The 21949-nt window shown below is 65.6% G+C and carries 23 protein-coding genes; 10 read left to right on the forward strand and 13 right to left on the reverse strand.

Features of this window, described 5'->3' with window-relative positions; genetic code table 11:
- Nucleotides 1-98: 98 nt before the first annotated feature.
- A complete protein-coding gene (locus F623_RS0101845; RefSeq protein ID WP_018860994.1) occupies nt 99-1526 on the reverse strand; it encodes an AmpG family muropeptide MFS transporter in 1428 nt (475 codons plus the stop codon).
- 18 nt (nt 1527-1544) lie between these two features.
- The gene (locus F623_RS0101850; protein WP_018860993.1) at nt 1545-2318 is read right to left on the reverse strand and encodes an exodeoxyribonuclease III; all 774 of its coding nucleotides are present in this window, start codon (nt 2316-2318) and stop codon (nt 1545-1547) included.
- A 103-nt stretch (nt 2319-2421) separates the two neighbouring features.
- Between F623_RS0101850 and pyrE the strand changes: the two genes are divergently transcribed.
- Nucleotides 2422-3057, forward strand: a complete 636-nt coding sequence (gene pyrE / locus F623_RS0101855) for an orotate phosphoribosyltransferase (protein WP_018860992.1) — start codon at nt 2422-2424, stop codon at nt 3055-3057.
- Nucleotides 3058-3062: 5 nt separating this feature from the next.
- Here pyrE and F623_RS0101860 read toward each other — a convergent pair whose 3' ends face one another.
- The 3 genes from F623_RS0101860 to F623_RS0101870 all read right to left on the reverse strand — a co-directional run bounded on the left by F623_RS0101860 (nt 3063) and on the right by F623_RS0101870 (nt 5935).
- The gene (locus F623_RS0101860) at nt 3063-4079 is read right to left on the reverse strand and encodes a LysM domain-containing protein (RefSeq protein ID WP_018860991.1); all 1017 of its coding nucleotides are present in this window, start codon (nt 4077-4079) and stop codon (nt 3063-3065) included.
- A gap of 2 nt (nt 4080-4081) precedes the next feature.
- A complete protein-coding gene (locus F623_RS0101865) occupies nt 4082-4912 on the reverse strand; it encodes a PP2C family serine/threonine-protein phosphatase (RefSeq protein WP_018860990.1) in 831 nt (276 codons plus the stop codon).
- 72 nt (nt 4913-4984) lie between these two features.
- Nucleotides 4985-5935: a PDC sensor domain-containing protein gene (locus F623_RS0101870; RefSeq protein WP_018860989.1), complete on the reverse strand. Its 951-nt coding sequence runs from the start codon at nt 5933-5935 to the stop codon at nt 4985-4987.
- Between the two features lie 297 nt (nt 5936-6232).
- Between F623_RS0101870 and F623_RS0101875 the strand changes: the two genes are divergently transcribed.
- The gene (locus F623_RS0101875; protein WP_018860988.1) at nt 6233-7234 is read left to right on the forward strand and encodes a 2-hydroxyacid dehydrogenase; all 1002 of its coding nucleotides are present in this window, start codon (nt 6233-6235) and stop codon (nt 7232-7234) included.
- A 63-nt stretch (nt 7235-7297) separates the two neighbouring features.
- On the opposite strand, the gene F623_RS0101880 is transcribed toward F623_RS0101875, so the two are convergent.
- The 4 genes from F623_RS0101880 to F623_RS0101895 all read right to left on the reverse strand — a co-directional run bounded on the left by F623_RS0101880 (nt 7298) and on the right by F623_RS0101895 (nt 11709).
- Complete coding sequence (locus tag F623_RS0101880) at nt 7298-8257, reverse strand: MBL fold metallo-hydrolase (protein ID WP_018868119.1); 960 nt, start codon at nt 8255-8257, stop codon at nt 7298-7300.
- 11 nt (nt 8258-8268) lie between these two features.
- Nucleotides 8269-9621, reverse strand: coding sequence for a chromate efflux transporter (chrA, locus tag F623_RS0101885; RefSeq protein ID WP_018868118.1), 1353 nt, complete (start codon nt 9619-9621; stop codon nt 8269-8271).
- Nucleotides 9618-10589 carry a chromate resistance protein ChrB domain-containing protein gene (locus F623_RS0101890; protein ID WP_018868117.1) on the reverse strand — a complete coding sequence of 324 codons (972 nt, stop codon included), beginning with the start codon at nt 10587-10589 and terminating at the stop codon, nt 9618-9620. The genes chrA and F623_RS0101890 overlap by 4 nt, the downstream gene beginning before the upstream one ends.
- A gap of 106 nt (nt 10590-10695) precedes the next feature.
- Complete coding sequence (locus F623_RS0101895; protein ID WP_018868116.1) at nt 10696-11709, reverse strand: class 1 fructose-bisphosphatase; 1014 nt, start codon at nt 11707-11709, stop codon at nt 10696-10698.
- A gap of 220 nt (nt 11710-11929) precedes the next feature.
- Here F623_RS0101895 and F623_RS0101900 point away from each other — a divergent pair, with 220 nt between their 5' ends.
- Nucleotides 11930-13195 (forward strand): 6-phosphofructokinase, encoded by a 1266-nt coding sequence (locus F623_RS0101900; protein WP_018868115.1) that lies wholly within the window; start codon nt 11930-11932, stop codon nt 13193-13195.
- Nucleotides 13196-13204: 9 nt separating this feature from the next.
- Here the strand turns inward: F623_RS0101900 and F623_RS12985 are convergent, their stop codons facing one another.
- Nucleotides 13205-13444 (reverse strand): GDCCVxC domain-containing (seleno)protein, encoded by a 240-nt coding sequence (locus F623_RS12985; RefSeq protein WP_081616571.1) that lies wholly within the window; start codon nt 13442-13444, stop codon nt 13205-13207.
- A 157-nt stretch (nt 13445-13601) separates the two neighbouring features.
- On the opposite strand from F623_RS12985, the gene F623_RS0101905 reads away from it, so the two are divergent.
- The 3 genes from F623_RS0101905 (at nt 13602) to F623_RS0101915 (ending at nt 15664) form a co-directional block, all read left to right on the forward strand.
- Nucleotides 13602-14042, forward strand: a complete 441-nt coding sequence (locus F623_RS0101905; RefSeq protein WP_026278605.1) for a hypothetical protein — start codon at nt 13602-13604, stop codon at nt 14040-14042.
- Between the two features lie 166 nt (nt 14043-14208).
- Entirely contained in the window at nt 14209-14628 is a 420-nt protein-coding gene (locus F623_RS0101910; protein ID WP_018860981.1) for a PA2779 family protein, read from the forward strand.
- A 7-nt stretch (nt 14629-14635) separates the two neighbouring features.
- On the forward strand, nt 14636-15664 hold the full coding sequence (locus F623_RS0101915) for a PA2778 family cysteine peptidase (RefSeq protein WP_018868114.1): 1029 nt from the start codon (nt 14636-14638) through the stop codon (nt 15662-15664).
- An 11-nt stretch (nt 15665-15675) separates the two neighbouring features.
- Here F623_RS0101915 and F623_RS0101920 read toward each other — a convergent pair whose 3' ends face one another.
- The gene (locus F623_RS0101920; protein WP_018860979.1) at nt 15676-15903 is read right to left on the reverse strand and encodes a hypothetical protein; all 228 of its coding nucleotides are present in this window, start codon (nt 15901-15903) and stop codon (nt 15676-15678) included.
- Between the two features lie 142 nt (nt 15904-16045).
- Between F623_RS0101920 and coaD the strand changes: the two genes are divergently transcribed.
- From coaD to ggt, 3 genes are read left to right on the forward strand one after another with little or no spacing between them, the layout of a single operon-like run.
- Complete coding sequence (coaD, locus tag F623_RS0101925) at nt 16046-16537, forward strand: pantetheine-phosphate adenylyltransferase (protein WP_018860978.1); 492 nt, start codon at nt 16046-16048, stop codon at nt 16535-16537.
- Between the two features lie 33 nt (nt 16538-16570).
- Nucleotides 16571-16819: a YfhL family 4Fe-4S dicluster ferredoxin gene (locus tag F623_RS0101930; protein ID WP_018860977.1), complete on the forward strand. Its 249-nt coding sequence runs from the start codon at nt 16571-16573 to the stop codon at nt 16817-16819.
- 2 nt (nt 16820-16821) lie between these two features.
- Nucleotides 16822-18525, forward strand: coding sequence for a gamma-glutamyltransferase (ggt, locus tag F623_RS0101935; protein WP_018868113.1), 1704 nt, complete (start codon nt 16822-16824; stop codon nt 18523-18525).
- 118 nt (nt 18526-18643) lie between these two features.
- On the opposite strand, the gene rpsT is transcribed toward ggt, so the two are convergent.
- On the reverse strand, nt 18644-18913 hold the full coding sequence (gene rpsT, locus F623_RS0101940) for a 30S ribosomal protein S20 (RefSeq protein WP_012981510.1): 270 nt from the start codon (nt 18911-18913) through the stop codon (nt 18644-18646).
- A 160-nt stretch (nt 18914-19073) separates the two neighbouring features.
- Between rpsT and F623_RS0101945 the strand changes: the two genes are divergently transcribed.
- A complete protein-coding gene (locus F623_RS0101945) occupies nt 19074-19604 on the forward strand; it encodes a DsrE family protein (protein WP_018860975.1) in 531 nt (176 codons plus the stop codon).
- Between the two features lie 46 nt (nt 19605-19650).
- Here the strand turns inward: F623_RS0101945 and uvrD are convergent, their stop codons facing one another.
- Complete coding sequence (uvrD, locus tag F623_RS0101950; RefSeq protein WP_026278604.1) at nt 19651-21864, reverse strand: DNA helicase II; 2214 nt, start codon at nt 21862-21864, stop codon at nt 19651-19653.
- Nucleotides 21865-21949: the final 85 nt, after the last annotated feature.

Consider the following 21949-nt stretch of genomic DNA (forward strand, 5'->3'; position numbering starts at 1 on the left):
CCGCCCGCGATGTTCATCGCCGGCGGGCGATTTTGTGTCGCTCAGGTCTGGGCCTGCGGGGCCATGCGAGGGGGGGCGTCTTGAACCCCGGTAAGTCTCTACGAAGGGGAGCGTTCTTGTTCCTGCGGCGGTTCTTGCAGTTCCGGTGGCCTTCCAGGCTGGGCCATGCGGTCCGGGTTGGCCCAGCGCATCAGGGCAAGCGCCAGCAGGATGGTGGGAATACCAATGAGCGCAGAACTCGCGAAGAACCAGAACCAACCAAGATGCTCGGCGAATATGCCGGTAAAGCCGGCCAGGAACTGGCCCGGTAGGGTCATGATCGAGCTGAACAAGGCATATTGCGTGGCGGTGTAAGCCGAATTCGTCAGGCTGGAGAGATAGGCGATGAAAACCGAGATCGCCATCCCGCCGGAGAGGTTGTCCGCCATGATCGCGAATACGAGGCCATAGAGCTCCGGCCCCAGCGTGGCCAGCCAGGAGAACGTCAGATTGGTGGCCGGGGCCAGGATGGCGGTGGCGATCAGCATGCGCATGATCCCGAAACGCACCACCAGCAATCCGCCAAGGGCGGCTCCCGTCAGGGTCATCGCCAGCCCGAAGGCCGCCGCGATATTGGCGATCTCGTCTTTGGTAAAGCCCAGGTCCAGATAGAACGGATTGGCCATCACGCCCATGAAGATGTCGCTGATGCGGAAGATGGCGATGAACGCGATCACCAGCAGGGCGATCTTTCCGAAGCGCTGCCAGAACTCCACGAACGGACACACGACTGCGCCGATGAACCAGGCCTTGAAGTCCCGCCAGAGGCCGGTGTCCGCGGTGTTGTTGATGTAATGCACCACGCGCTCTTCCAGTTGCGTGGTCTTCGCGTCGCGCGTCGCGACTTCCGGCTCGCGCACGATCAGGGTGCAGACGACCCCGACCAGCATCAGCGTGGCCATCGCAGCGTAGGAAAGGCTCCAGTTGCCGGCGGCTGCGATATGCAATGCCCCCGCACCGGCGGTCAGCAGGGCCACGCGATAGCCGAAGACGTAGGCGGCCGCCATTGCCCCCTGCCGCTCCTGGCTGACCGCCTCGATGCGGTAGGCATCAATCGCAATATCCTGGGTGGCGGCCCCAAAGGCCGTGAGCACCGCCCATACCGCGACCAGCCACAGCTGCTCGGTGGGGTCGGTGAAGGCAATCCCGAACAGCCCCAGCATGATGGTGGCCTGCGCGGCCAGCATCCAGGCGCGCCGGCGCCCGAAGATCCGGGTTAGCAACGGGAGTCGCATCCGGTCCACGATCGGGGCCCACAGCACCTTGATGCTGTACGCCATGCCCACCCAGGAGAGGAAACCGATGGAGGCGAGTTCGACCCCGAGATCGCGCAGCCAGGCGGTAAAGGTGCCACCCGTCAGCAGTAGCGGAAGTCCGGCGGCAAAACCGAGGAACAGCATGCCCACCACCCGCGGGTGGCGGTAGACGGCCAGCGCCGCTCGCCAGTCGCGGTCCGGGCGGTTCTGCGACTCGGCGGCCGTGCTCATGCGGACGCCTGTGCGTAATCAGGGCGTGTAGTCATAGTCGATCCAGAACGGGGCGTGATCGGAGTAGCGATCATCCGTATGGATGTACGGGTCCCGGGCGGTCTCCGCGATGCCGGGGGTGGCGATCTGGTAATCGATGCGCCAGCCCACGTTCTTTGCCCAGGCCTGGCCACGATTGGACCACCAGGTGTACTGCTCGGGACGGTCGTCCAGCCGGCGGAATACATCCACCATGCCGATCTCGTCGAACAGGTGATCCAGCCAGGCGCGTTCCTCGGGCAGGAAGCCCGAGTTCTTCTGGTTGGATTTCCAATTGCGCAGGTCGATCTCCCTGTGGGCGATGTTCCAGTCGCCGCAGATCACCCACTCGCGCCCGTCCTGCATGCGCTCGGCCAGCCACGGCCGGAAGAAGTCCAGAAACCGCCATTTGGAATCCTGCCGGTGGTCCCCCGAGGAACCCGATGGCAGGTAGAGCGACACCACGGAAAGTTCCCCGAAGCGCATCTCCACATAGCGGCCCTCGTTGTCCGCCTCCTCGAAGCCGATGCGCGTGATCACCTCGTCCGGCTGGCGTCGGCTGTACAGGGCCACGCCACTGTAGCCGGGCTTTACCGCATCCACGTAGGCGCTGTGGTAGCCGGGGGGATGGAAAGGCTCGCCCTGAATCTGGTGGATCTGAGCCTTGGTCTCCTGGATGCAGACCACGTCGGCCTCGGTCGCCGGGAGCCAGTCGAAGAAGCCCTTGCGGGCGGCGGCACGGATGCCGTTGGCGTTCATCGAGAGTATGCGCATGGCGGGGAACAATACCGGCGCGCGCCGGTGCAGGAAAGGGCTGGCCCGATGATTACGGCCACGGCTGTGTCAGAATACGGCGTTTTCCGACCGGAGCCCCACGATGACCGCCCATGCCTTTCTCGACTATGCCCTGGAACGCGACGTACTGCGCTTTGGCGAGTTCACACTGAAGTCGGGGCGGGTGAGCCCGTATTTCTTCAATGCCGGCCTGTTCAACCGGGGCTCCGATCTCGTGCGCCTGGGCGAGTTCTATGCGCAGGCAATCGTCGATTCCGGGGTCGCCTTTGACCTGGTCTTTGGCCCTGCGTACAAGGGCATCCCGCTGGCCGCGGCCGTCACCGAAGCACTGTATCGCGATCACGACATGGACCGTCCCTGGGCCTTCAACCGCAAGGAGGCCAAGGACCATGGCGAGGGCGGCAACATCGTGGGCGCACCACTGGCCGGGCGCGTACTCATCGTGGACGACGTGATCACCGCCGGCACCGCGATCCGTGAATCGGTGGACTTGATCCGCGCGGCGGGCGCCACGCCAGTGGCGGTGGCCATTGCCCTGGATCGCGAAGAGCGCGGCCGTGGCGAGCGCTCGGCGATTCAGGAGGTCGAGGACGATCTGGGAATGGAGGTCGTGCGCGTGGCTCGGCTGGGGGACCTGGTGCAGATGCTGGAGCAGACCGGCCGCGCCCCCGAGCACCTCGAGGCCCTGCGCGCCTACCGCGCCGAATACGGGGTCTGACCGGCTCAGGAAGCGCCTTCTTCCGAGCGTCCCAGCCGCTCCAGGCGGCGCTGCAGTTCCAAGGCCCGCAGGCGGTATCCGCGTGCGGCCTCGAACTCGGGGTCCAGCTTTAGCGCCTCGTCCCACAGGGCAATCGCCTCTTCCAGGTCCTGATTGCGGTAACGCTGGATGGCCGCTGAATGCAGCTCGTCCTTGCGCTGTTCACGCAGTTTCTCGCGCGCCTCCCGGGCCGCGTCACGGCTGGAGTCGGCCTCCAGTGCGCGGTCGTAGGCGGCCAACGCGGCCTCGGCGTCACCCGCATCCCGGGCCTCGTGCCCGCGCTGCTCCCAGTAGCGGCCCTCCACCGCGCGTTCCAGCTCGTCGAGTCGCTGCCCCCGAAGGCCATTATCGGCCTGTGCACGCGCCTGCCGCACCCCATCGCGCGCCTCTCCGTAACGACCCGCCTCCAGGTCGGCCTCGATCGCGCGCAGGTAGGCATCTTCGTCGTCCCTTCCGCCAAGGGCCGCCAACTGCTCGTCGAGCCCCTCTGCATTGGCGGCGGGTGCCTCGCGCGCGGCAGTCTCCGGTATGCGCAGGCGTTGGCCCGCCAGTAGCCGCGACGGGCGATCGATATCGTTGTAGCGTGCGAGGATCAGGAAGCGATTGGCGTCGCCCAGGTACCGTCGGGCCAGCTGGCCCAGTGTCTCACCCGGCTCCACGGTGTGCGAAAAGTAGGCCGAGCCCAGTTCCTCGCGTGGGTCCGCATCCAGCTGCGCGCGCAGGCTGCGCGCGACCCTGTGCTCGGGCTCTTCCTCCAGGAATCGGTCCAGCGCGGGATCTGCCCGTTTTATGTCCCCTTCCTGCAGGGCCTCGATGATCTCCGCGATGGCCAGGTCCTCCGCCGGCGCGGATCCTTCTGCAGGGGCCTCTTCTGAAACCTCGGGTACCTCGGTGACCGGTTCATCCCCTTCGACTCCCAGTATCGCGCAGCCGGCTAGTAGGGCGACGAGGGGAATTGCTGCCCCGACAACAAGACGCGTCATGTTCAGTCCAGGGGCCAGAAGAGGATGGCAAGGACGGCGAGCAGTAGCAGACCTCCCAGCAGCATCGGCCGGATGGCGGCACGCAGGTGGTGCCGATCGGGGGTGGTCATGGCCTGTGCACGCCATACGGTGATGGACACATTGTCGCCATGCGCGCCGCCGCGCTGTGCCGCGCGGGCGGCCGCCTGTGTACAGGCTGCCTGAAGATCCGGGTGACTCATCCATCGAGCGCTCTCCTCGGGACCCAGCTGTTCCCAGTATCCATCGGAGCACAGCAGGAAGCGGCTGTCGGATGTCAGCGGGGCATCGCCATGGTCCACCCGTAACGGATCCACTACGCCCAGGGCCTGCAGGAGCTGGTTCTGTTCGGGGTGTGTTGCCATGTCTTCTTCGCGGATCTCGCCGGCATCGACCAGCGCCTGCACGCGGGTGTGGTCCCGGGTGCGCGTCATCAGGCGCTCCCCCTCGAAGTGATACAGACGGCTGTCGCCGCAGTGCGCCCACCAGGCCCGCTCTGGCCCGACATACAGCGCCACCAGCGTGGTGCCTGGTTGTTTGTCGGGCGCGGCTCCGGGATCATGGAGAGCGGCCTGCGTCTGGCGAAAGAGATTCTCCAGCAGTGCCGGCGGATCCTGCGGGTGGGCAGCGCAGTCGTCCCACAGGCGCTCGGCGGTAGTGATCGCCGTGCGCGCCGCAAACGCCCCGTCGGCGTGCCCGCCCATACCATCGGCCACCACCAGCAGCGCATGCTGGTTGTCCGGACAGGTCAATACACAGGCCGCGTCCTGTTGTTCGCGGCGCCCACCGATCTCCTTGGCTACTGCGGTCTCCATACCGGGCCCCTGCCTGATGTCGTGCCCATCATGGCCCAGAGGACGGGCTACTGTCAGTGCGACGGGCGTCCTTTAACCCGTGGCGCCGATCCAGAAGTCGATGGAGCGGCCGAGGAAGTCGTCCCAGGTCATGTAGTGGGAGCCGTCGCAGGAGAAGGTCAGGCTGACCATGCCGTTGAACAGGTTTATCGAAGCCGAGCGCAGGTAGATGGTTTCGTCGGCAAAGCGCAGGGCCTTCAGCCCCTGCAGTACGCGGCCAACGGCCTCCTTCGGGATCAGGGCCTCCTCCGGATACGGTTCGTGAGGGAAGGCGAGGCAGACATCCGGATCGGCCAGCGACTCGTGGGTCAGGATGCGGTAGCGGTAAGGGTCCTCGGTGGTCCAGAGCGTCGCCCGCGAACTGGAAAAGTGGAACACCCCCTGGAACACGCCGCGTTCGGTAAACAGTTCGTCCAGGATGGCCAGCGCGGTGTCCATGTTCTGGTCCATCAGACTCTCGGTGCGGCTTTGCAGAAACAGCGTTCCACGGATGGACGGATCGCCCTTGATCTGACGCCACTCGCTGGGCTCCTCGTAGAGGTCCTCCGACAGATCCGGCAGGTTGCGCAGGTCGAAGTCCGCACCCAGGAAGCCGAGTGCCGTGCCGTTCTTGTCGCGCACCAGCTGCAGCGCAGTCAGTGACGGGCGGCGACCGAGCAGGCTGATGTACGCCTCCGAGAGCAGAAAGCCCTCGGCCGGCACGGCTTCCTTCATGTAGGGACGCTGCGAGCGGTCGCGACCGAAATGTTCCGGCAGCACGCCGCTGCGCGAGATGTTGTCGGACAGCTGGATACCCTCGGTATTCAGCGCATACACGAAGGTGGCCTCGGGGATTTGCCGGATCGCCTCCTCCAGGATCGAATCCAGCGTCTCGCGTTGTGGCCAGGCTGCGCTCAGGCGCGTTGCAATGTCGGCCAGCGGCTCCTGTAGTCGGGCCTCCAGGTATTCGCGCTGGTGCTCGATTGCCTTTTTCAGTTCCGTCATGGTGCGCTGTCGCCTCTTCTCAGTGCAGCGTGATTATCCCCGATCATGGATGGCACTGTCGTGACGGGCCTCCGGGCGTTCGCGTGTTACTGACGCTGTCGGTATTTAGCAGGAACTGTGCCTGCAGGCATGCACCGGCGACTGGACGATGGCGTGGCGCCAGGGGCGTGCTGGCACAGTGTGTGCTGGTGATGCAACCATGCCACGACATATGCGGTCGTCGAAGTGCGGGCGACTTGGCTCGTGGCTCGCCTGCCGCGAAGATGGGTGCGATTGTTTCGTGTGGAGCCGATATTGATGCAAGTCGCCGTATTCAGTACGCAGAGCCATGATCGCGAGTTTTTGACCCCGGCTTTTCGACAGGTCGGTCTTGAACCCCGCTTCATCGAAGCCAAGCTCGACGCCAGGACGGTGAGCGAGGCAGAGGGCGCGGGTGCGATCTGTGCATTCGTGAACGACGACCTGGGGCCGGCTGTACTCGACCGGCTTCGTGACTTTGGTATTCGGGTGATTGCATTGCGTTGCGCTGGTTGCGACAACCTGGATCGAGCGCACGCCCAGGGGCTGGACATGCAGTGTGCCCGTGTGCCCGCCTACTCCCCCAATGCCGTCGCCGAACATGCACTGGCGTTGTTGCTGGCTCTGAACCGCCATATCCCGCAGGCCTGGGAGCGCGTGCGGCGCGGCAATTTCGCCCTGACGGGCCTGGTGGGTTTCGATCTGGCGCGGCGCGCCGTCGGCGTGATTGGCACAGGCAATATCGGCTCCGCCTTCGCGCGTGCGCTTCAGGGCATCGGGGCGCATGTGCTGGCGTACGACCCCTACCCCAATCCGGATCTGCAGGCCGCTGGGGTCGAGTACTGTGCGCTGGACAATCTGCTGGCGGCCTCCGAGGTGGTGAGTCTGCATTGCCCGCTTACCCCCGAGACACGCTATCTGATGAATGCCGAACGCATTGCACGGTTGCCGCGTGGTGCGTTGTTGATCAATACCGGGCGAGGCGGCTTGCTCGATACCGACGCAGCCGAAGCGGCGCTCGATTCGGGGCAACTGGGCGGGCTGGGGCTCGATGTCTATGAAGATGAAGCCGGCCTGTTCTTCTATGACTGGTCGGCGCAGGGGCTTCCGGACGCCCGTCTGGCGCGGCTGATGCAGCGCGACGACGTGCTGGTGACCGGCCATCAGGCCTTTCTGACCCGCGAAGCTCTGGAAAGTATTGCGCAGCAGACCAGCAACAATCTGCGCACGATGCTCGATGACCCGAGTGCGGGCGCGCAACTCGATGGGCGGATCGTATAGGGCGGATCGTAAAGCGGTCGAGCGAAACGTCCGGCGCCGGCGGGCGCCGGACGTGGCTGGTCGCTAGAACAGGGCGCTTTCGGCTTCCTGATAGGCGATATTCGTATTGCGCGGGGCCAGGTCGTCGAAGTCGGCCAGATCCTGCCAGGGCGAGTCGTCAAAGGCGCGGATCGCGGACTGCATGTCGGTGCCCATGTCCGCCGCCTCAAACATGTGGTCCCACAGCGCGCGCAGGTAGTCGTGGGTCGGGTGGTCGAAGGTCGACAGTGCGCCCGGTTCACCGTGGCCCGGAATGAACTTCGCATCCGAGTATTCGTTCTGCAGGAGTTCGTAGGCCTCCAGCCAACCCTCCATGCTGCCGTCGGGCAGGATGGCCAGCAGGCGCCCCCCGTAGAGCACGTCACCGGCAAACACGACGTTGTCGGGCTCGACTACCGCGATCAGACTGCCGTGGGTGTGGGCGCTGCCCACATGGCGAACCGTCAGCGTGACACCGCCCAGGTCCAGTTCCTCTCGGTCCTCGACCATCACGTTCGGCGGTTCGGGGTGCTCGGTGGAACCTTCCGGCCGGTCCAGCGCGTTCTCGAGCTGCATGGCGAACATCGAGGCGTTCCCCTGCATGCGGTCGACGGCCTCTGGCGCGGCCAGGATGTCGGCCCCGGCCTCGCGGAAGACGTCATTGCCCATGAAGCGGTGTGGTTGCGAGTTGGTGTTGATTACGTAGCGCACCGGCTTGTCGGTCGTCGCGCGGATATGCTCCAGCATCTCTTTGGCCATCTCCGGGGTATGGCCGGAATCGATCACGGCCACGGCGTCTTCGCCGACCACGTAACCCAGGTTCATGCGAAAGCCCTGGTTTTCAGTGTCCGGCCCGCCGTACGGCCCGACCCAGGCACGGGCATGGTCCGAGACCGCTTCGGGTTCGGGCAGGATGGGCGCCTCCTTGGCCGCGAGCATCGGGCTTAGAGCCAAAGCCGCCAGGGCCAGAACGAGCAGGGCCCTGTTGCGCGTGTTTTTCAGCATGTCACGAACTCCTAGAACAGAAGCTGATACCCAGCGCCGAGAGCGGCGCAGACAGCGATCAGCGGAATGATCCCGACCCGGAAGCGGGCCAGGGCGATGAAGGCAGCGATGCCCAGCAGAGCGGAGAACCACTCAAAGGCACCGTCGAATCCGTCCGGCCACAGCACGTGCCACGTAAAGAAGACGGCAAGGTTCACGATCACCCCGACAACGGCGGCGGTGATGCCCGTCAGCGGCCCGGTAAAGTGCAGGTCCCCGCGGGTGCGCTCGACCAGCGGTGCGCCGACCAGGATGAACAGGAACGACGGCAGGAAGGTAAAGAAGGTTGCGACCAGGGCCCCGAGCAGGGCGGCCAGCACGATCTGGTCTGGCCCGAGAAAGGCCTGCGTCCAGCCCCCGATGAAGCCGACAAAGGTGACGACCATGATCAGCGGTCCAGGCGTGGATTCGCCCAGGGCCAGGCCGTCGATCATCTGCGTCGGGCTCAGCCAGCCATAGGTCTCGACCCCGCCCTGGTATACATAGGGCAGCACCGCATACGCTCCGCCAAAGGTGACCAGCGCAGTCTGGGTAAAGAACTGCCCCATGCGGGTCAGCGTGGCATCCCAGCCGAACACGGCGAGCAGGGCCCCGAACACAACGGCCCACAGGCCCAGGCCCACGACCAGAAAGCGGATCACCCGTGCCCAGCGGAACTGCATCCAGGGGGCGGGTGGTGTGTCGTCGTCCACCACCGCCGGGCCACGCGACTCGACACGGCCAGCCCCGTGCGACTCGCCGCTCTGGAAGCGTTCGGGCCAGACGCGACTGCCCAGCCAGCCGAGGATCCCGGCAGTGATGATGATGTACGGGAACGGGATGTTGAGCGCGAATATCGCCAGGAAGGCCGCTATGGCCATCAGCCACAGCAGGCCGTTGTTGAGCACCCGCCCGCCGATGCGCCAGCCGGCATAGACGATGATCGCGACCACTGCCGGCTTGATGCCGTAGAACACGGCCTCCACCGCAGGAACGTCGCCAAAGACCAGATACGCCCACGACAGCCCTATCATCAGGAACAACGACGGTAGGATGAACAGCAGTCCGGCCATCAGTCCGCCGAAGGTGCCGTGCAGCAGCCAGCCGAGATAGGTCGCCAGCTGCTGGGCCTCGGGCCCCGGCAGCACCATGGTGTAGTTCAGCGCATGCAGAAAGCGTTTCTCGGAGACCCAGCGACGCCGTTCCACCAGCTCGTCGTGCATCATTCCGATCTGCCCGGCGGCGCCACCGAAGCTGATGAAGCCGAGTTTCAGCCAGTAGCGAAAGGCCTCGGCTCGAGTGGGCGGGTCGGGTCGTGGTGTTGTCGCCTGCTCGGAATCCGTCATCTGGAGGCCCCTCCGGATTGTTGTTCATAGGCCTGACGTAGGTCGTGCAGCACCGGGGTCACCCGGGCCAGCAGGGCATCGTCGTCCGCGCACTGTTGCTTGGCCCCGGTCAGGATGCTCTCGAAGCCCGGCGCTTCGGGGATGGGGCGGCCGCCGACATCCAGGAAGTGCACCATCTCGGCCAGGCCGGCCAGACCGCTGTCGTGCTCCAGGGTGAAGGCGGCCAGCAGCACCTCGAAGGTGACGCGGTCGCCGACGTGGGTGAAGGCGGCCCCGTCGAAATCGAAGCCCAGCGCCTCGGCCGGGCATTCGGCCGGCGTGTCGAGCCAGACAAAGCGCGCCTCGGGGTCGATGAATTCGCGGATCAGCCAGGCGCTGGCGACCCGGTCGACCCACATGGCCGCGCGGGTCGCCCACAGCCGGCCTCGGTAGTCCGCCGGATCCAGGCGGTCGATGCCGGTGTCGGGCGCGGGCGAGGGTTCATCCGGCGAGAGCGTTGCCTGAGCCGCGGACTCGAGCCGGGCCAACTGGGCCTCCAGTGATCCGCGTCCGGACCCGGGGAAATAGTCGGTACGGCGTAGCTGCTCCGCCTCGCGATGAATCTGGCGCAGGCGTTTGAGCAATTCGGCCTCGCTCAGCCCGGGCAACTGACCCAGGAGCGTCTCGGCATTTGATTGCAGCGTGCGGTACTCGGCCTCGCGGTCGAACAGGCTGCGGTAGTGCGCCTGCTCCTCGGCGTTGGCCGCCACCGGCAGGTGATAGGCCTGGTTGCCCGCAGCGCGCGCGGATTCCGCCAGATCCAGCAGGGCATCGCGAAGATCCGAGCGGTTGGGCAGGAGATAGACGCCGTCACGCAGCGTGGCGGCGCCCAGCGCCTTCAGCGCACGCCAAAGTCGGACCCGGGTCGAGTCCTGCCCGCTCTGAAAGGCGAGGATGAGTAGTTGCCAGTCGGTATTCGGCGAATCCATGTTACAGATATATCAGCAACGTAACGTGCGTTACAACAATCGCCTTCCGGACACAAAAAAGCCCGGCGCCTTGCGGGGCCGGGCTTTGCGCTGCCAGACCGAGGGATCAGCCCTCGTTGTGGTAGCCGGTGATGCGCTCCACTTCGTTCTTCGCGCCCAGGACCACCGGCACGCGTTGGTGGATGCCCTCGGGGTTGATATCCATGATGCGTTCGCGGCCCGTGGTAGCGACGCCGCCAGCCTGTTCGACGATGAAGCTCATCGGGTTGGCCTCGTACATCAGGCGCAGCTTGCCGGTCGTGCCCTTGGCCTGCATCTTCGTGTCCATCGGGTACATGAACACCCCGCCACGGCACAGGATGCGGTGCACCTCGGCGACCATGGAGGCGACCCAGCGCATGTTGAAGTCCTTGCCGCGCGGACCTTCCTTTCCGGCCAGGCATTCGTCGATGTAGCGCTTGATCGGCGCTTCCCAGAAGCGGCCGTTGGACATGTTGATCGCGAACTCCTGGGTGTCCTCCGGGATGTTCACGCTGTCCTTGGTCAGCAGGAACTCGCCGAAGTCCTTGTCCAGGGTGAACATCTTCACGCCCTGGCCGGTGGCCATCACCATCATGGTGGACGGGCCGTACAGGCAGTAGCCGGCGGCGACCTGCTTGGTGCCCGGCTGCAGGAAGTCCTCGGTCTTCGGGTCGGTCACGCCCTCGGGGGCCTTCAGGATCGAGAAAATGGTGCCGACGGAGACGTTCACATCGATGTTGGAGGAGCCGTCCAGCGGATCGAACAGAACGAGGTAATGGCCACGCGGGGCACCGGCCGGCATCTCGCAGATCTCGTCCATCTCCTCGGAAGCCAGGCCGGCCGCATGGCCGTTGTGGCTCAGGCTCTCGATAAACACCTCGTTGGTGATGATGTCGAGTTTCTTCTGCGTCTCGCCCTGCACGTTCTCGGAGCCGGCGGAGCCAAGCACGCCAACCAGATCGCCCTTGTCGACGAGGTTGGAGATCTTCTTGCACGCCACGGAGATGTCGTTCAGCAGACCGGTGAATTCGCCGGTTGCGCCCTGGATGCCGCGCTGGGTTTCGATGATGCAGTTGGTCAGAGTGGTGCCGATATGCATGATGCAATCCTGATGCTGTTGTGAATCGGGCGACACAGCGCGAAATGGGGCACACCAGCCCCATCGCGGGGCGAACGGCCCCGGCGCGCCGGGTGTCAAAGGCGGCATAGTGTAGCAAAAGCACCCTTTGTGGCCGATCTGTAGCACTGATGGCGGAGCGACGGCCCTGGCACTGCGTTTGCTCGCCATCCGGGACCCCCAACAAAAATGGAGGATTTATATGCCGCAGAACGCGCTGTATGCCCAGTCGGGCGGGGTCACCGCCGTCATCAACGCCAGCGCCTGGGGAGTGATCGAGGCGGTGCGCGCCCATCCCGCCCATTTCGGCAAGGTCTATGCGGCGCGCGACGGCATCCTGGGTGTCCTGCGCGAAGAGATCATCGACCTTGATCATGAAGACCCGCTGACCCTGGCGGCCCTGCGCCATACACCGGGTGGGGCGTTTGGCTCCTGCCGCTTTGACCTGGGCGACCCGGACAAGGACCCGGAGCAGTACGAGCGTCTGGTCGAGGTCTTTCGCGCCCACGACATCGGCACCTTCTTCTACAACGGTGGTGGCGGCTCCATGGACACGGCGCTGAAGATCGCGAAGATGGGTGAACGCATGGGCTTTCCGATCAAGGCCATCGGCGTGCCGAAGACGATCGACAACGATTTGGCCGTCACTGATTCCAGCCCGGGGTTTGGCTCCGCCGCCAAGTTCATCGCCACGGCGGTACGCGAGGCCAGCCTGGACGTCGAATCCATGCATACCAGTTCCACCAAGGTGTTCGTGATGGAGGTGATGGGGCGCCATGCCGGCTGGCTGGCGGCCGCAGCGGCGCTGGCGCAGGAGTTCGACGGCCAGCCGCCGATGCTGATTCTGTTCGCCGAGATCCCGTTCGACCAGGAGGATTTCCTCGAACACCTGAACCGCACCATCGAGCGCCACGGCTACTGCGTGGTGGTGGTCTCTGAGGGGCTCAAGAATCCCGACGGGGGCCTGTTCTCGGTGGCGCAGAACCACGATGTCTATGCCTACACCCAGCTTGGGGGCGCCGCTCCGCGCCTGGCCGAACTGATCCGCGACAAGACGGGCCACAAGCTGCACTGGGCCGTGGTGGACTACATCCAGCGAGCCGCGCGCCATATTGCGTCGAAGGTGGATGTGGAGCAGGCCTATGCCTGTGGTCGGGTGGCGGTGGAAGGTGTGGTAGCGGGGGAGGATGCCTTCATGCCGATCATCCGGCGTGACTCCAGCAAGCCGTACCGCTGGAGTATCGGATTCACCTCGCTGGAGACCGTGGCCGATATCGAACAGGGCATGCCACGCAACTACATCACCCCGGATGGCTACGGCATTACCCAGGCCGCGCGGGACTATCTGCGGCCGTTGATCCAGGGCGAGGACGCGCCGCCATTCGAGCGCGGCCTCCCCTGCTATCCACGCATTCGTGGTGAGTTGCTGCCAAAACGCTGCCCCCCGTTCGAGGTCAAGACGGAGTAGGCACCCAGGTCATCGGCCCGAAGGTCTCGCGGGTGTACAGCAGCCGCCCGGGCCTTTCTGCTGAAGGGGCGGGCAGGGCACGGTTCCAAAGGAACAGAACACGCAGCAATTGCCTGGAAGCGGGCGCAGCAAAACGCCGCAGCCCGTGCACTCGTAGAACCACTGGCAGGCGTCGACAGGCATCGTTTCTGTCTTCTCGTGCCCGCACTCGGGGCAGGTCAGAGTCGAATCCAGGACGATTTCATTCATCCGAGTTTCAGGCGAAGGTGCGATCATGTGTCAACGTACGGGTTTTTCCGGTGAGGAAAAACCCTTTGTGGCGCCCGGAAACGGCATATACGGCGTAATTCCGGCGTCTAATGTGTGATAAAGGCCACGCAAGAGGGCCAGCCAAGGTCCAGAGATTGTGGAGGACATCATGACAAGCCAGATTTTGAACCGGACATTGGTGGGCTTTTCAGCCGCAGCCTTGATGAGCCTCGCGTTCGCCGCGCCCGGTACCGTGGCGGCGCAGGGCGCCTACTGGCTGCCGGCCGACGGTTCACCTGACAATATCAAGGTCGAATACCGCCTGCGCGACCATGGCTGCGACAACGTGCGTGGTGAATGGCGCGTGGTGAACGAGAGCGATGATTACGTCGATGTGACCGTGACCAAGACGGCCTACACCTGCCCGGGCGAACTCGATGACGACGTTCGTACGACGGTGCGTCGCTTTGGCACGATTGCTCCCGGCGACATGCGCGAGCGCACGCGCGACGACAGCGTCTGTGGCGGTGCCTGGGCCCGCTCGGTCGAGGTGCTGGAGTACGAGATCGAGAAGGTTGACCCGGCCGAGGAGACCTGATTGCATCCGCGTGTCGCGGTCCGAGTGTCCGGCATGGCGCTCAATTGCGTGACGGGTATTAAAAAAATGAGCGATTCAGGGCTTGGCGCATCCGAGCCGGCGGGTACACTGAAATAGCTTTCCCGGCGGATTGTCGGGCCTGTTCAATCGAAAAAGGAGTTCGACCATGTCCCACGCACCGCATCGCCGTTGGTTGTCCGCCCCTGCCGCTTTCCTGGTTGCGATGGCGCTGGCCTTGTTGCCCGCGACCCCAGCTTTCGCCGGCGTAGGGATGGTGGATACTGGATCCATGATCCAGCAGACGAGCGCTGATGACACCCGCGCTCAACTGCTCAAGCAGCTGGATGATCAGGCTGTTCGCGAAAAGCTGGTCGAGATGGGGGTGGACCCCGACCGTGCCCAGGAGCGTGTAGCCCGCCTGACGCCGGACGAGCTGGCCCAGCTTGAGGCCCGCATGGAGACCGATCCGGCCGGCGCCGCCGGTGTAGTGGGTGTGGTCGCGATCGTGTTCATCGTGCTGGTGATCCTGGATGCGGTCGGTGTGACCGATATCTTTGCGTTTGTGGGCCCTGCCCGCGAACGCTAGACACCTGATGATGCCTTTGTTCTGGCGGCGAGCCCCCGGGCTCGCCGCGCTCGTTTGCGGCCTGTTCGCCGTGCTCTGGCTCAGTGGCTGCGCCACTGCGCCGCAAAGCGCCCAACTATCCAGTGAAACCCCGGACGACCTGCCCACCCGCGTCGAGCTGGAAGACACCCCATTCTTCCCGCAGGAGGATTACCAGTGCGGTCCGGCAGCCCTGGCCACGGTGCTGGGGGCCCGTGGGATCGATGCCTCGCTGGAAGAGTTGATCGACGAGGTCTATATCCCGGCCCGCGAGGGCAGCCTGCAGGCGGAGATGCGCGCGGCGGCCCGTGCCCGTGACCTGGTGGCCTACCGCGTGGAGCCGCAGCTGGAGGCGATACTGCGCGAAGTGGCGCAGGGTAACCCGGTGGTGGTGTTCCAGAACCTCGGGGTGGCGATGTTCCCCGAATGGCATTTTGCCGTGGTGATGGGCTACGACCTGGAAGAGCGCGAGGTGTACCTGCGCAGCGGACCCATCGAGCGCCATGTGAATTCGTTTTCCCGCTTCGAGCGTACTTGGGCCCGTGGTGATCGCTGGGCCTTTCTGGTGATCGAACCGGACCAGTTGCCGGCCACGGCCGAACCGCTGCGCTGGCTGCGGGCGGTGAACGAGCTGGAGCAGGTGGGACGTCTGGGCCCCGCCGCCACTGGCTATCAGACTGCGATGGAACGCTGGCCGGAGCACCCGATTGGCTATGTCGGACTCGCGAACGTGGCCTTCGCCCAGGGCGATCTTCCGACGGCGGAGGACGCATTGCGTCAGTTGATCGACCGTGATCCGCAACGGCACGAGGGCTGGAACAACCTGGCCCATGTGCTGATTGCCCGCCAGTGTGGCGAGCAGGCCCGCGAGGCCGCCAGTTGCGCGGGCGAGCTGGCGGGACCCGGGAGCTATGCCCCGACCCTGGGGGCTGCGGCCGGGGCGCCTGACGACGGCGATCAGTGTCGCGCCCTGCCGTCCTGCCCCGCGGCGCTGGAAGCACGCGCGCCGCAGGAGTAGCGGGAAGCCCGTCAGGCCTTGCGCTTTTCCAGAGTCTGTTCGGCGTGCTTGAGGACCAGCCCCAGGTTCTGTTTCTCGACGTCCGTGACCTGCGGGTCTTCCTTCACGGCGTGGCGCAGGTGCTCGATCAGCTGGGCGAGTTCCTCGCGCGAGATCTGGTGGAAGTTGAACCCGCCCCCGTAGCGGGCCTCGAGCTGGTCCCAGTAATCGGCGAGCGGCGGGCGGTAGTCATCGGTCATCGGTAGCCTCAAGCGGCGGTGGACGAGACGGGGCAGTGTAAAGCCTGGCCCGGCGTTTTCCGAACATGCCCGTGTGGGGGTGTTTGGTGTGCCCCCACCCCTTGCGGTCTAATACGGGACTTGTTCCCTGCTGGCTGTTGGCATGCCCCAAGTCACCGCGATTTATCCCGGCACCTTCGACCCGATTACCCACGGGCACACCGATATCGTGCGCCGTGCCGCGCGCCTGTTTGATCGCGTGGTGATCGCGGTGGCCGCCAATCCGAACAAGGGACCGGCCTTTCCACTGGAAACCCGGGTCGCGCTGGCCGAGGAGGCGGTGAAGGGAATCGAAGGGGTCGAGGTCCAGGGTTTCAACGTCCTGCTGGCTCGGTTTGTCCACGCCCAGGGGGCGAACGTGATCCTGCGCGGCCTGCGCGCGGTATCGGATTTCGAACATGAATTTCAGCTGGCAGCAATGAACCGCCAGCTGGCTCCCGAGGTCGAAACGCTGTTCCTGACCCCGGCGGAGGAATACAGCTTCGTCTCCTCCAGTCTGGTACGGGAAATCGCCCGTCTGGGCGGAGACGTCTCAAAATTCGTAAGCCCCGGCGTGGCGCGTATGCTGGCCGAACAAAACGGCGAGGCCCGCTAGGCTGGGCCCGCGACTGGATGCGAGGAAAAGCCCATGGCCCTGATGATCACCGATGAATGCATCAACTGCGATGTCTGCGAGCCCGAGTGCCCGAACGAGGCCATCTATCCCGGTGACGAGATCTACGAGATCGACCCGGAGCGCTGCACCGAGTGCGTCGGGCATTACGACGAACCGCAGTGCCAGGATGTCTGCCCGGTCGATTGCATCCCGCTGGATCCTGACCGTCGGGAGACGCGCGAGCAGCTGCAGGCGAAGTACGAGAAGCTGATGGGCGCGTAACGATGCTTGGGCGCCTGCTCCCCGTCGCCCTGGTTGCCGCCCTACTGGCGGCGCCCGTTCAGGCCGAGGGGCCCGGCCAGGGAGCGGTGGCCTCCGCCCATTCGGAGGCCACCGCGGCGGGCGAGCGCATCCTCGCCGCAGGGGGCAACGCGTTCGATGCCGCCGTCGCCGTGACGGCTGCCCTGGGCGTGGCCGAGCCCTACGGTTCCGGCCTTGGCGGCGGTGGGTTCTTTTTGCTTTACGACGCGGAAAATGACCGCAGCGTAATGCTGGATGCCCGCGAGACGGCCCCGGGCGAGGCGCATCGCGACATGTACCTGGACGATGATGGCCAGGTGGTCGAGGGGCTGTCGCTCGATGGGGTGCTCGCGGCTGGCATCCCCGGTATGCCAGCGGGTATCGATCACCTGTCCCGCCACTACGGCAGCCTGCCGCTTGGCGATACGCTGGAGCCGGCGATCCGCCTGGCAGAAGATGGTGTCGAGGTGGGCGGCCGCTACAACCAGATGGCGAGTTTCCGCCACCAGGCGCTACGGGATGGCGCTGATGCCGCGCAGATCTTCCTCGATAATGGCGACGTGCCGGACGCGGGCATGCGCCTGGTGCAGCCGGACCTGGCCGATACCCTGCGCCGCCTGGCCGAAGAGGGCCGCGACGGCTTCTACACCGGGGCCCTGGCCGAGCGCCTGGTGGAAGGCGTGCGCGAGGCGGGCGGTATCTGGACGCTGGAGGATCTTGCGGGCTACAAGGTCGTCGAGCGCGACCCGATCCACATCGAGTATCGCGGCGCGCGAATTACCACCGCATCGCCGCCGTCCTCGGGCGGCGTCGCCCTGGGGCAGATCCTCAACATCCTGTCGTTCTACGACCTCGAAGAGCTGGCCCCGGATCTGCGTGCGCACCTGACCATCGAGGCGATGCGCCGCGCCTACCGTGATCGTGCCGAGTACCTGGGCGATCCGGATCATGTCGACATGCCGCTGGAGCGGCTATTGTCGCGCGACTACGCGGCCGGGTTGCGTGCGACCATCCACCCGGACGAAGCCACGCCCAGTCGCTACCTGCCGCTATCGGTGGACCCGCAGGCGGATGTTCCGGATCCGGCGCAGGCCACCGAGAGCCCGGAAACGACTCATTTCTCCGTGATCGATGCCGACGGCAACCGCGTGGCCGCCACGCTGACGCTGAACTACCCGTTCGGTTCCGGCTATGTGGTGCCCGGTACCGGGGTCCTGCTGAACAACGAGATGGACGACTTCTCGGCCAAGCCGGGCGTGCCCAATGCCTACGGCCTGATCGGGTTTGAGGCCAACGCGATTGCCCCGTATCGGCGGCCCCTGTCGAGCATGAGCCCGACCTTTGTCGAGACCGACGATCGGGTGGCGATCCTGGGAACCCCGGGCGGGAGCCGCATCATCACCATGGTGCTGCACGGTATCCTGGGTGTGGTGGAAGGCCTGGACGCGGAGGCAATCGTCGAACAGCCGCGTTACCATCACCAGTACCTGCCGGATCGCGTGGAACACGAGACGAGCGTGTTCGATATGGACACGCGTGGACAATTGGTGGCGCGTGGTCACCGCCTGGTGCCGCAGGTGCGGCCGTTCGGTGACATGCAGGCGATCCTGTGGAATCGCGGCGAGGGACGGCTGGAGGCCGCCTCCGATCCGCGAGGCGAGGGGCGTGCCCGCGTACTGATCGAATAATACGTGCCCGTATGGCTACGCCCTGGAGTGTCCACGCAAAAAGCCGCGCCCGGACATGATCCGGGCGCGGCTTTGCGGGCGATCCGGTTCGGAGCAGGGCCCCGAACGGCCGGGGCCGTTAGCCCTGGGCCAGGTCGCGGATGCGGGCGTTCAGACGGCTCTTGTGGCGGGCCGCCTTGTTCCGGTGGATCAGCCCCTTGCTCACGGTCGCGTCGATGACCGGCACGGCCTTTTTGTAGGCCTCGCTGGCCGCCTGGGCATCGCCCTGCTGCAACGGTTTCAGCACAGCCTTCATGGCCGTGCGGAAACGGGAGCGCAGCGCCATGTTGTGAGCGCGATTCTTGACCGCCTGACGGGCCCGCTTACGGGCAGAAGCAATATTCGCCAAAGTACTTCCCTCGCGTTGATGCGCTAGGTTCTGGAAAAGGCGGCAGAGCATACCGCTGGCCCAGGTTCGCGTCAACCTTGGGGCGAGCCCGTTATGGATGGCGTGGCCCGGTCGCGACGTCTACTGTATAAGACAAGACCACCCTACAAGGAGAACTACGATGTTTCCGCTCTCCCGCGCCGTTCGAATGGCACGCCTGCCCGGTTTTGCGATGGCCCTGATGCTGACGGGCCTGCTGTTCGCCGCGCTGGCGTTCACGCCCCGCGCCGAGGCCATGGAGCCCGAGGCCAAGGTGGTGTATCACGCCGATTTCGCTGACCCCCGGCGTTTTTCCGCGATGCTGACGAGCATCAACAACATGATGACGCACTATCAGAACGAGTTCATGGATGTGGACGTGCGCATCGTGTTCGTCGCGCACGGCATCCGTTTCCTGACTGACGACGACCTCGCCGATACACCTTTCGAAGCTGACGAGGAGCTCAAGGAAGAACGCGATACCCTGCGCGGTCGCCTGATGAGCTTGGCCAGCACCCATGGCGTCAAGCTGGAGTTGTGCGAGATCACCCGTTCGCAGATCGGTCTGGACCAGGATGAGGTTTACGACCACGTCGAGTTTGTGCCCTCGGGTGTGGTACGCATCGCCGAGTTGCAGAACGAGAAGGGATTCGCCTACATCAAGATCGAGTGATCGGTCCTGCAGTCCGTAACCCGAAGCCCCGCCTCGGCGGGGCTTTTTAGTGCTGGCCCAGGACCTCGAGCTTGGCGAAGCCGAGTACCAGCCACTTGGATCCGGCGTGGGCGAAGTTCACCTGCACTCGTGCCGAGTTGCCGGAACCCTCGAACTGGGTAACCAGGCCTTCGCCGAACTTTGCATGGTGCACGCGGGCCCCGATGGACAGACCATTGTCGCGGGCGGAGGCATCCGCGGTATCCAGTGATCCACAGCCCGCGCTGCGCTGGCGGCTGGCTGCGAAGCGCCCTGCGCCATACGGCGAGGCCTGCGGGCGCAGCACCTCCAGCGCGTCCTCCGGGATCTCGTGGATGAAGCGCGAGGCGACGTTGTAGGACTCGCGGCCATAGAGGCGCCGGGTTTCGGCATGGATCAGGTACAGCTCCTGCTCCGCGCGGGTCATGCCGACGTAGGCCAGGCGGCGCTCCTCCTCCAGCCGTCCCGGCTCCTCCAGCGAGCGCGCGTTGGGGAACAGGCCCTCCTCCATGCCGGTCAGGAAGACCAGCGGGAACTCCAGGCCCTTGGCGGAGTGCAGGGTCATCATCTGCACCGCATCCTCGTGCGGGTCGGCCGCGCCCTCGCCGGCCTCCAGCGCCGCGTGGGCAAGGAACTCGGTCAGGCGGTTGCCTTCGCCTTCCTCGCTCTCGGCGGTGGATTCCATGTCGAAGGCCCGCGCCGCACCCACCAGTTCGTCCAGGTTCTCCAGGCGCGCCTCGCCGCGCTCGCCCTTCTCCTTCTTGTAGTGCTCGCGCAGCTGTGCGCGCTCGATCGCCTGTTCCACCTGATCGGCGAGCGGCTGGCGCGGCAGCTCCTGCTGCAGGGTGTGGATCAGCTGTACGAAGCTGGCGACCGCGTTGCGCGCGCGCCCGGGCATGGCGTCGGAGTCGACCGCATGGGCGGCCGCCTGGAGCAGGCTGGTGTCCGCCGCCTGGGCTGCCTGACGCAGGCCCTCCAGGGTCTTTTCGCCAATCCCGCGCGGCGGCTGGTTGACCACGCGCAGGAAGGCGGCATCGTCATCGCCATTTCCGGCCAGGCGCAGGTAGGCCAGGGCGTCGCGGATCTCCTGGCGCTCGAAGAAGCGCAGGCCGCCGTAGACGCGATAGGGCATGCGCCGCGCGATGAAGGTCTCCTCCAGCACGCGCGACTGGGCATTGGAGCGATACAGGACCGCGCACTCGCGGTACAGCCCGCCCTGGTCCACATGGCGGGCGATGGTCTCGGCGACGAAGCGCGCCTCTTCCTGCTCGTTCAGCGCGGTGTACAGGCGCACCGGGGCACCTTCCTTGTCCTCGGTCCACAGCTCCTTGCCCAGGCGGCCTGAGTTGTGGCGGATCAGCGCGTTGGCGGCGTTCAGGATGTTGGCGCTGGAGCGGTAGTTCTGCTCCAGACGCACGACCTGGGTGCCCGGGTAGTCCTGCTGGAAGTGCTGGATGTTCTCGATCTTCGCGCCGCGCCAGCCGTAGATGGACTGGTCGTCGTCGCCGACCGCGAATACCGGGCTGTCGCCGGCCAGCAGGCGCAGCCAGGCGTACTGGATGTCGTTGGTGTCCTGGAACTCGTCAACCAGCACATGGCGAAAGCGCGTGCGGTAGTGCTCCAGCAGGGCCTTGTTGTCGCGCAGCAGCTCCAGCGAGCGCAGCATCAGCTCGGCGAAGTCCACCACCCCGGCGCGCTCGCAGGCCTGCTGGTAGGTGGTGTAGATACGCACCCACTGGCGCGCGACCGGGTCGCCGGTATCCGGCAGGTGTTCCGGGCGCGAGCCCTCGTCCTTGCGCGCATTGATGTACCACTGCGCCTGTTTCGGTGGCCAGCGCGCCTCGTCCAGCTCCAGGCCGCGCAGCACGCGCTTGACCATGCGCAACTGGTCGTCGGAGTCGAGGATCTGGAAGCCCTGCGGCAGCCGGGCATCCTGCCAGTGCTGGCGCAGCAGGCGGTGGGCCAGCCCGTGGAACGTGCCGACCCACAGTCCAGTCGCCGGGTGTCCCAGCAGCGCCTCAATGCGCCCCCGCATCTCGGCCGCCGCCTTGTTGGTGAAGGTGACCGCCAGCAGGCTGTGCGGAGCCACGCCCTCCACGCCGATCAGCCAGGCGATGCGGTGTACCAGCACGCGGGTCTTGCCGGAGCCGGCACCGGCCAGCACCAGCAGCGGTTGCGGCGGGGCGGCCACGGCCTCGCGCTGGGCCGGGTTCAGGGAATCGAGCAGGGGAGAGACATCCATGCGCGAATGGTAGGGAAACCCGGGCGGAATCGCACGTTGCGCATGCGGGACGTGTGCCTTCGCCCGCGCAAACGCGCTACTCTCG

This window comes from Thioalkalivibrio sp. ALD1 (assembly GCF_000381245.1).
Lineage (GTDB): Bacteria > Pseudomonadota > Gammaproteobacteria > Ectothiorhodospirales > Ectothiorhodospiraceae > Thioalkalivibrio.

Bases quoted from the DNA above. Each gene is read 5' to 3' on its own strand.
- F623_RS0101900 (WP_018868115.1), top strand. From the start codon at position 11,930: ATGCCGCAGAACGCGCTGTATGCCCAGTCGGGCGGGGTCACCGCCGTC.
- F623_RS12985 (WP_081616571.1), bottom strand. From the start codon at position 13,444: ATGAATGAAATCGTCCTGGATTCGACTCTGACCTGCCCCGAGTGCGGG.
- F623_RS0101870 (WP_018860989.1), bottom strand. From the start codon at position 5,935: ATGACGGAACTGAAAAAGGCAATCGAGCACCAGCGCGAATACCTGGAG.
- F623_RS0101910 (WP_018860981.1), top strand. From the start codon at position 14,209: ATGTCCCACGCACCGCATCGCCGTTGGTTGTCCGCCCCTGCCGCTTTC.
- ggt (WP_018868113.1), top strand. From the start codon at position 16,822: ATGCTTGGGCGCCTGCTCCCCGTCGCCCTGGTTGCCGCCCTACTGGCG.
- F623_RS0101945 (WP_018860975.1), top strand. From the start codon at position 19,074: ATGTTTCCGCTCTCCCGCGCCGTTCGAATGGCACGCCTGCCCGGTTTT.
- F623_RS0101865 (WP_018860990.1), bottom strand. From the start codon at position 4,912: ATGGAGACCGCAGTAGCCAAGGAGATCGGTGGGCGCCGCGAACAACAG.
- pyrE (WP_018860992.1), top strand. From the start codon at position 2,422: ATGACCGCCCATGCCTTTCTCGACTATGCCCTGGAACGCGACGTACTG.
- chrA (WP_018868118.1), bottom strand. From the start codon at position 9,621: ATGACGGATTCCGAGCAGGCGACAACACCACGACCCGACCCGCCCACT.
- F623_RS0101930 (WP_018860977.1), top strand. From the start codon at position 16,571: ATGGCCCTGATGATCACCGATGAATGCATCAACTGCGATGTCTGCGAG.
- F623_RS0101880 (WP_018868119.1), bottom strand. From the start codon at position 8,257: ATGCTGAAAAACACGCGCAACAGGGCCCTGCTCGTTCTGGCCCTGGCG.
- F623_RS0101890 (WP_018868117.1), bottom strand. From the start codon at position 10,589: ATGGATTCGCCGAATACCGACTGGCAACTACTCATCCTCGCCTTTCAG.
- coaD (WP_018860978.1), top strand. From the start codon at position 16,046: ATGCCCCAAGTCACCGCGATTTATCCCGGCACCTTCGACCCGATTACC.
- F623_RS0101920 (WP_018860979.1), bottom strand. From the start codon at position 15,903: ATGACCGATGACTACCGCCCGCCGCTCGCCGATTACTGGGACCAGCTC.
- F623_RS0101895 (WP_018868116.1), bottom strand. From the start codon at position 11,709: ATGCATATCGGCACCACTCTGACCAACTGCATCATCGAAACCCAGCGC.
- F623_RS0101875 (WP_018860988.1), top strand. From the start codon at position 6,233: ATGCAAGTCGCCGTATTCAGTACGCAGAGCCATGATCGCGAGTTTTTG.
- uvrD (WP_026278604.1), bottom strand. From the start codon at position 21,864: ATGGATGTCTCTCCCCTGCTCGATTCCCTGAACCCGGCCCAGCGCGAG.
- F623_RS0101860 (WP_018860991.1), bottom strand. From the start codon at position 4,079: ATGACGCGTCTTGTTGTCGGGGCAGCAATTCCCCTCGTCGCCCTACTA.
- F623_RS0101845 (WP_018860994.1), bottom strand. From the start codon at position 1,526: ATGAGCACGGCCGCCGAGTCGCAGAACCGCCCGGACCGCGACTGGCGA.
- F623_RS0101915 (WP_018868114.1), top strand. From the start codon at position 14,636: ATGATGCCTTTGTTCTGGCGGCGAGCCCCCGGGCTCGCCGCGCTCGTT.
- F623_RS0101850 (WP_018860993.1), bottom strand. From the start codon at position 2,318: ATGCGCATACTCTCGATGAACGCCAACGGCATCCGTGCCGCCGCCCGC.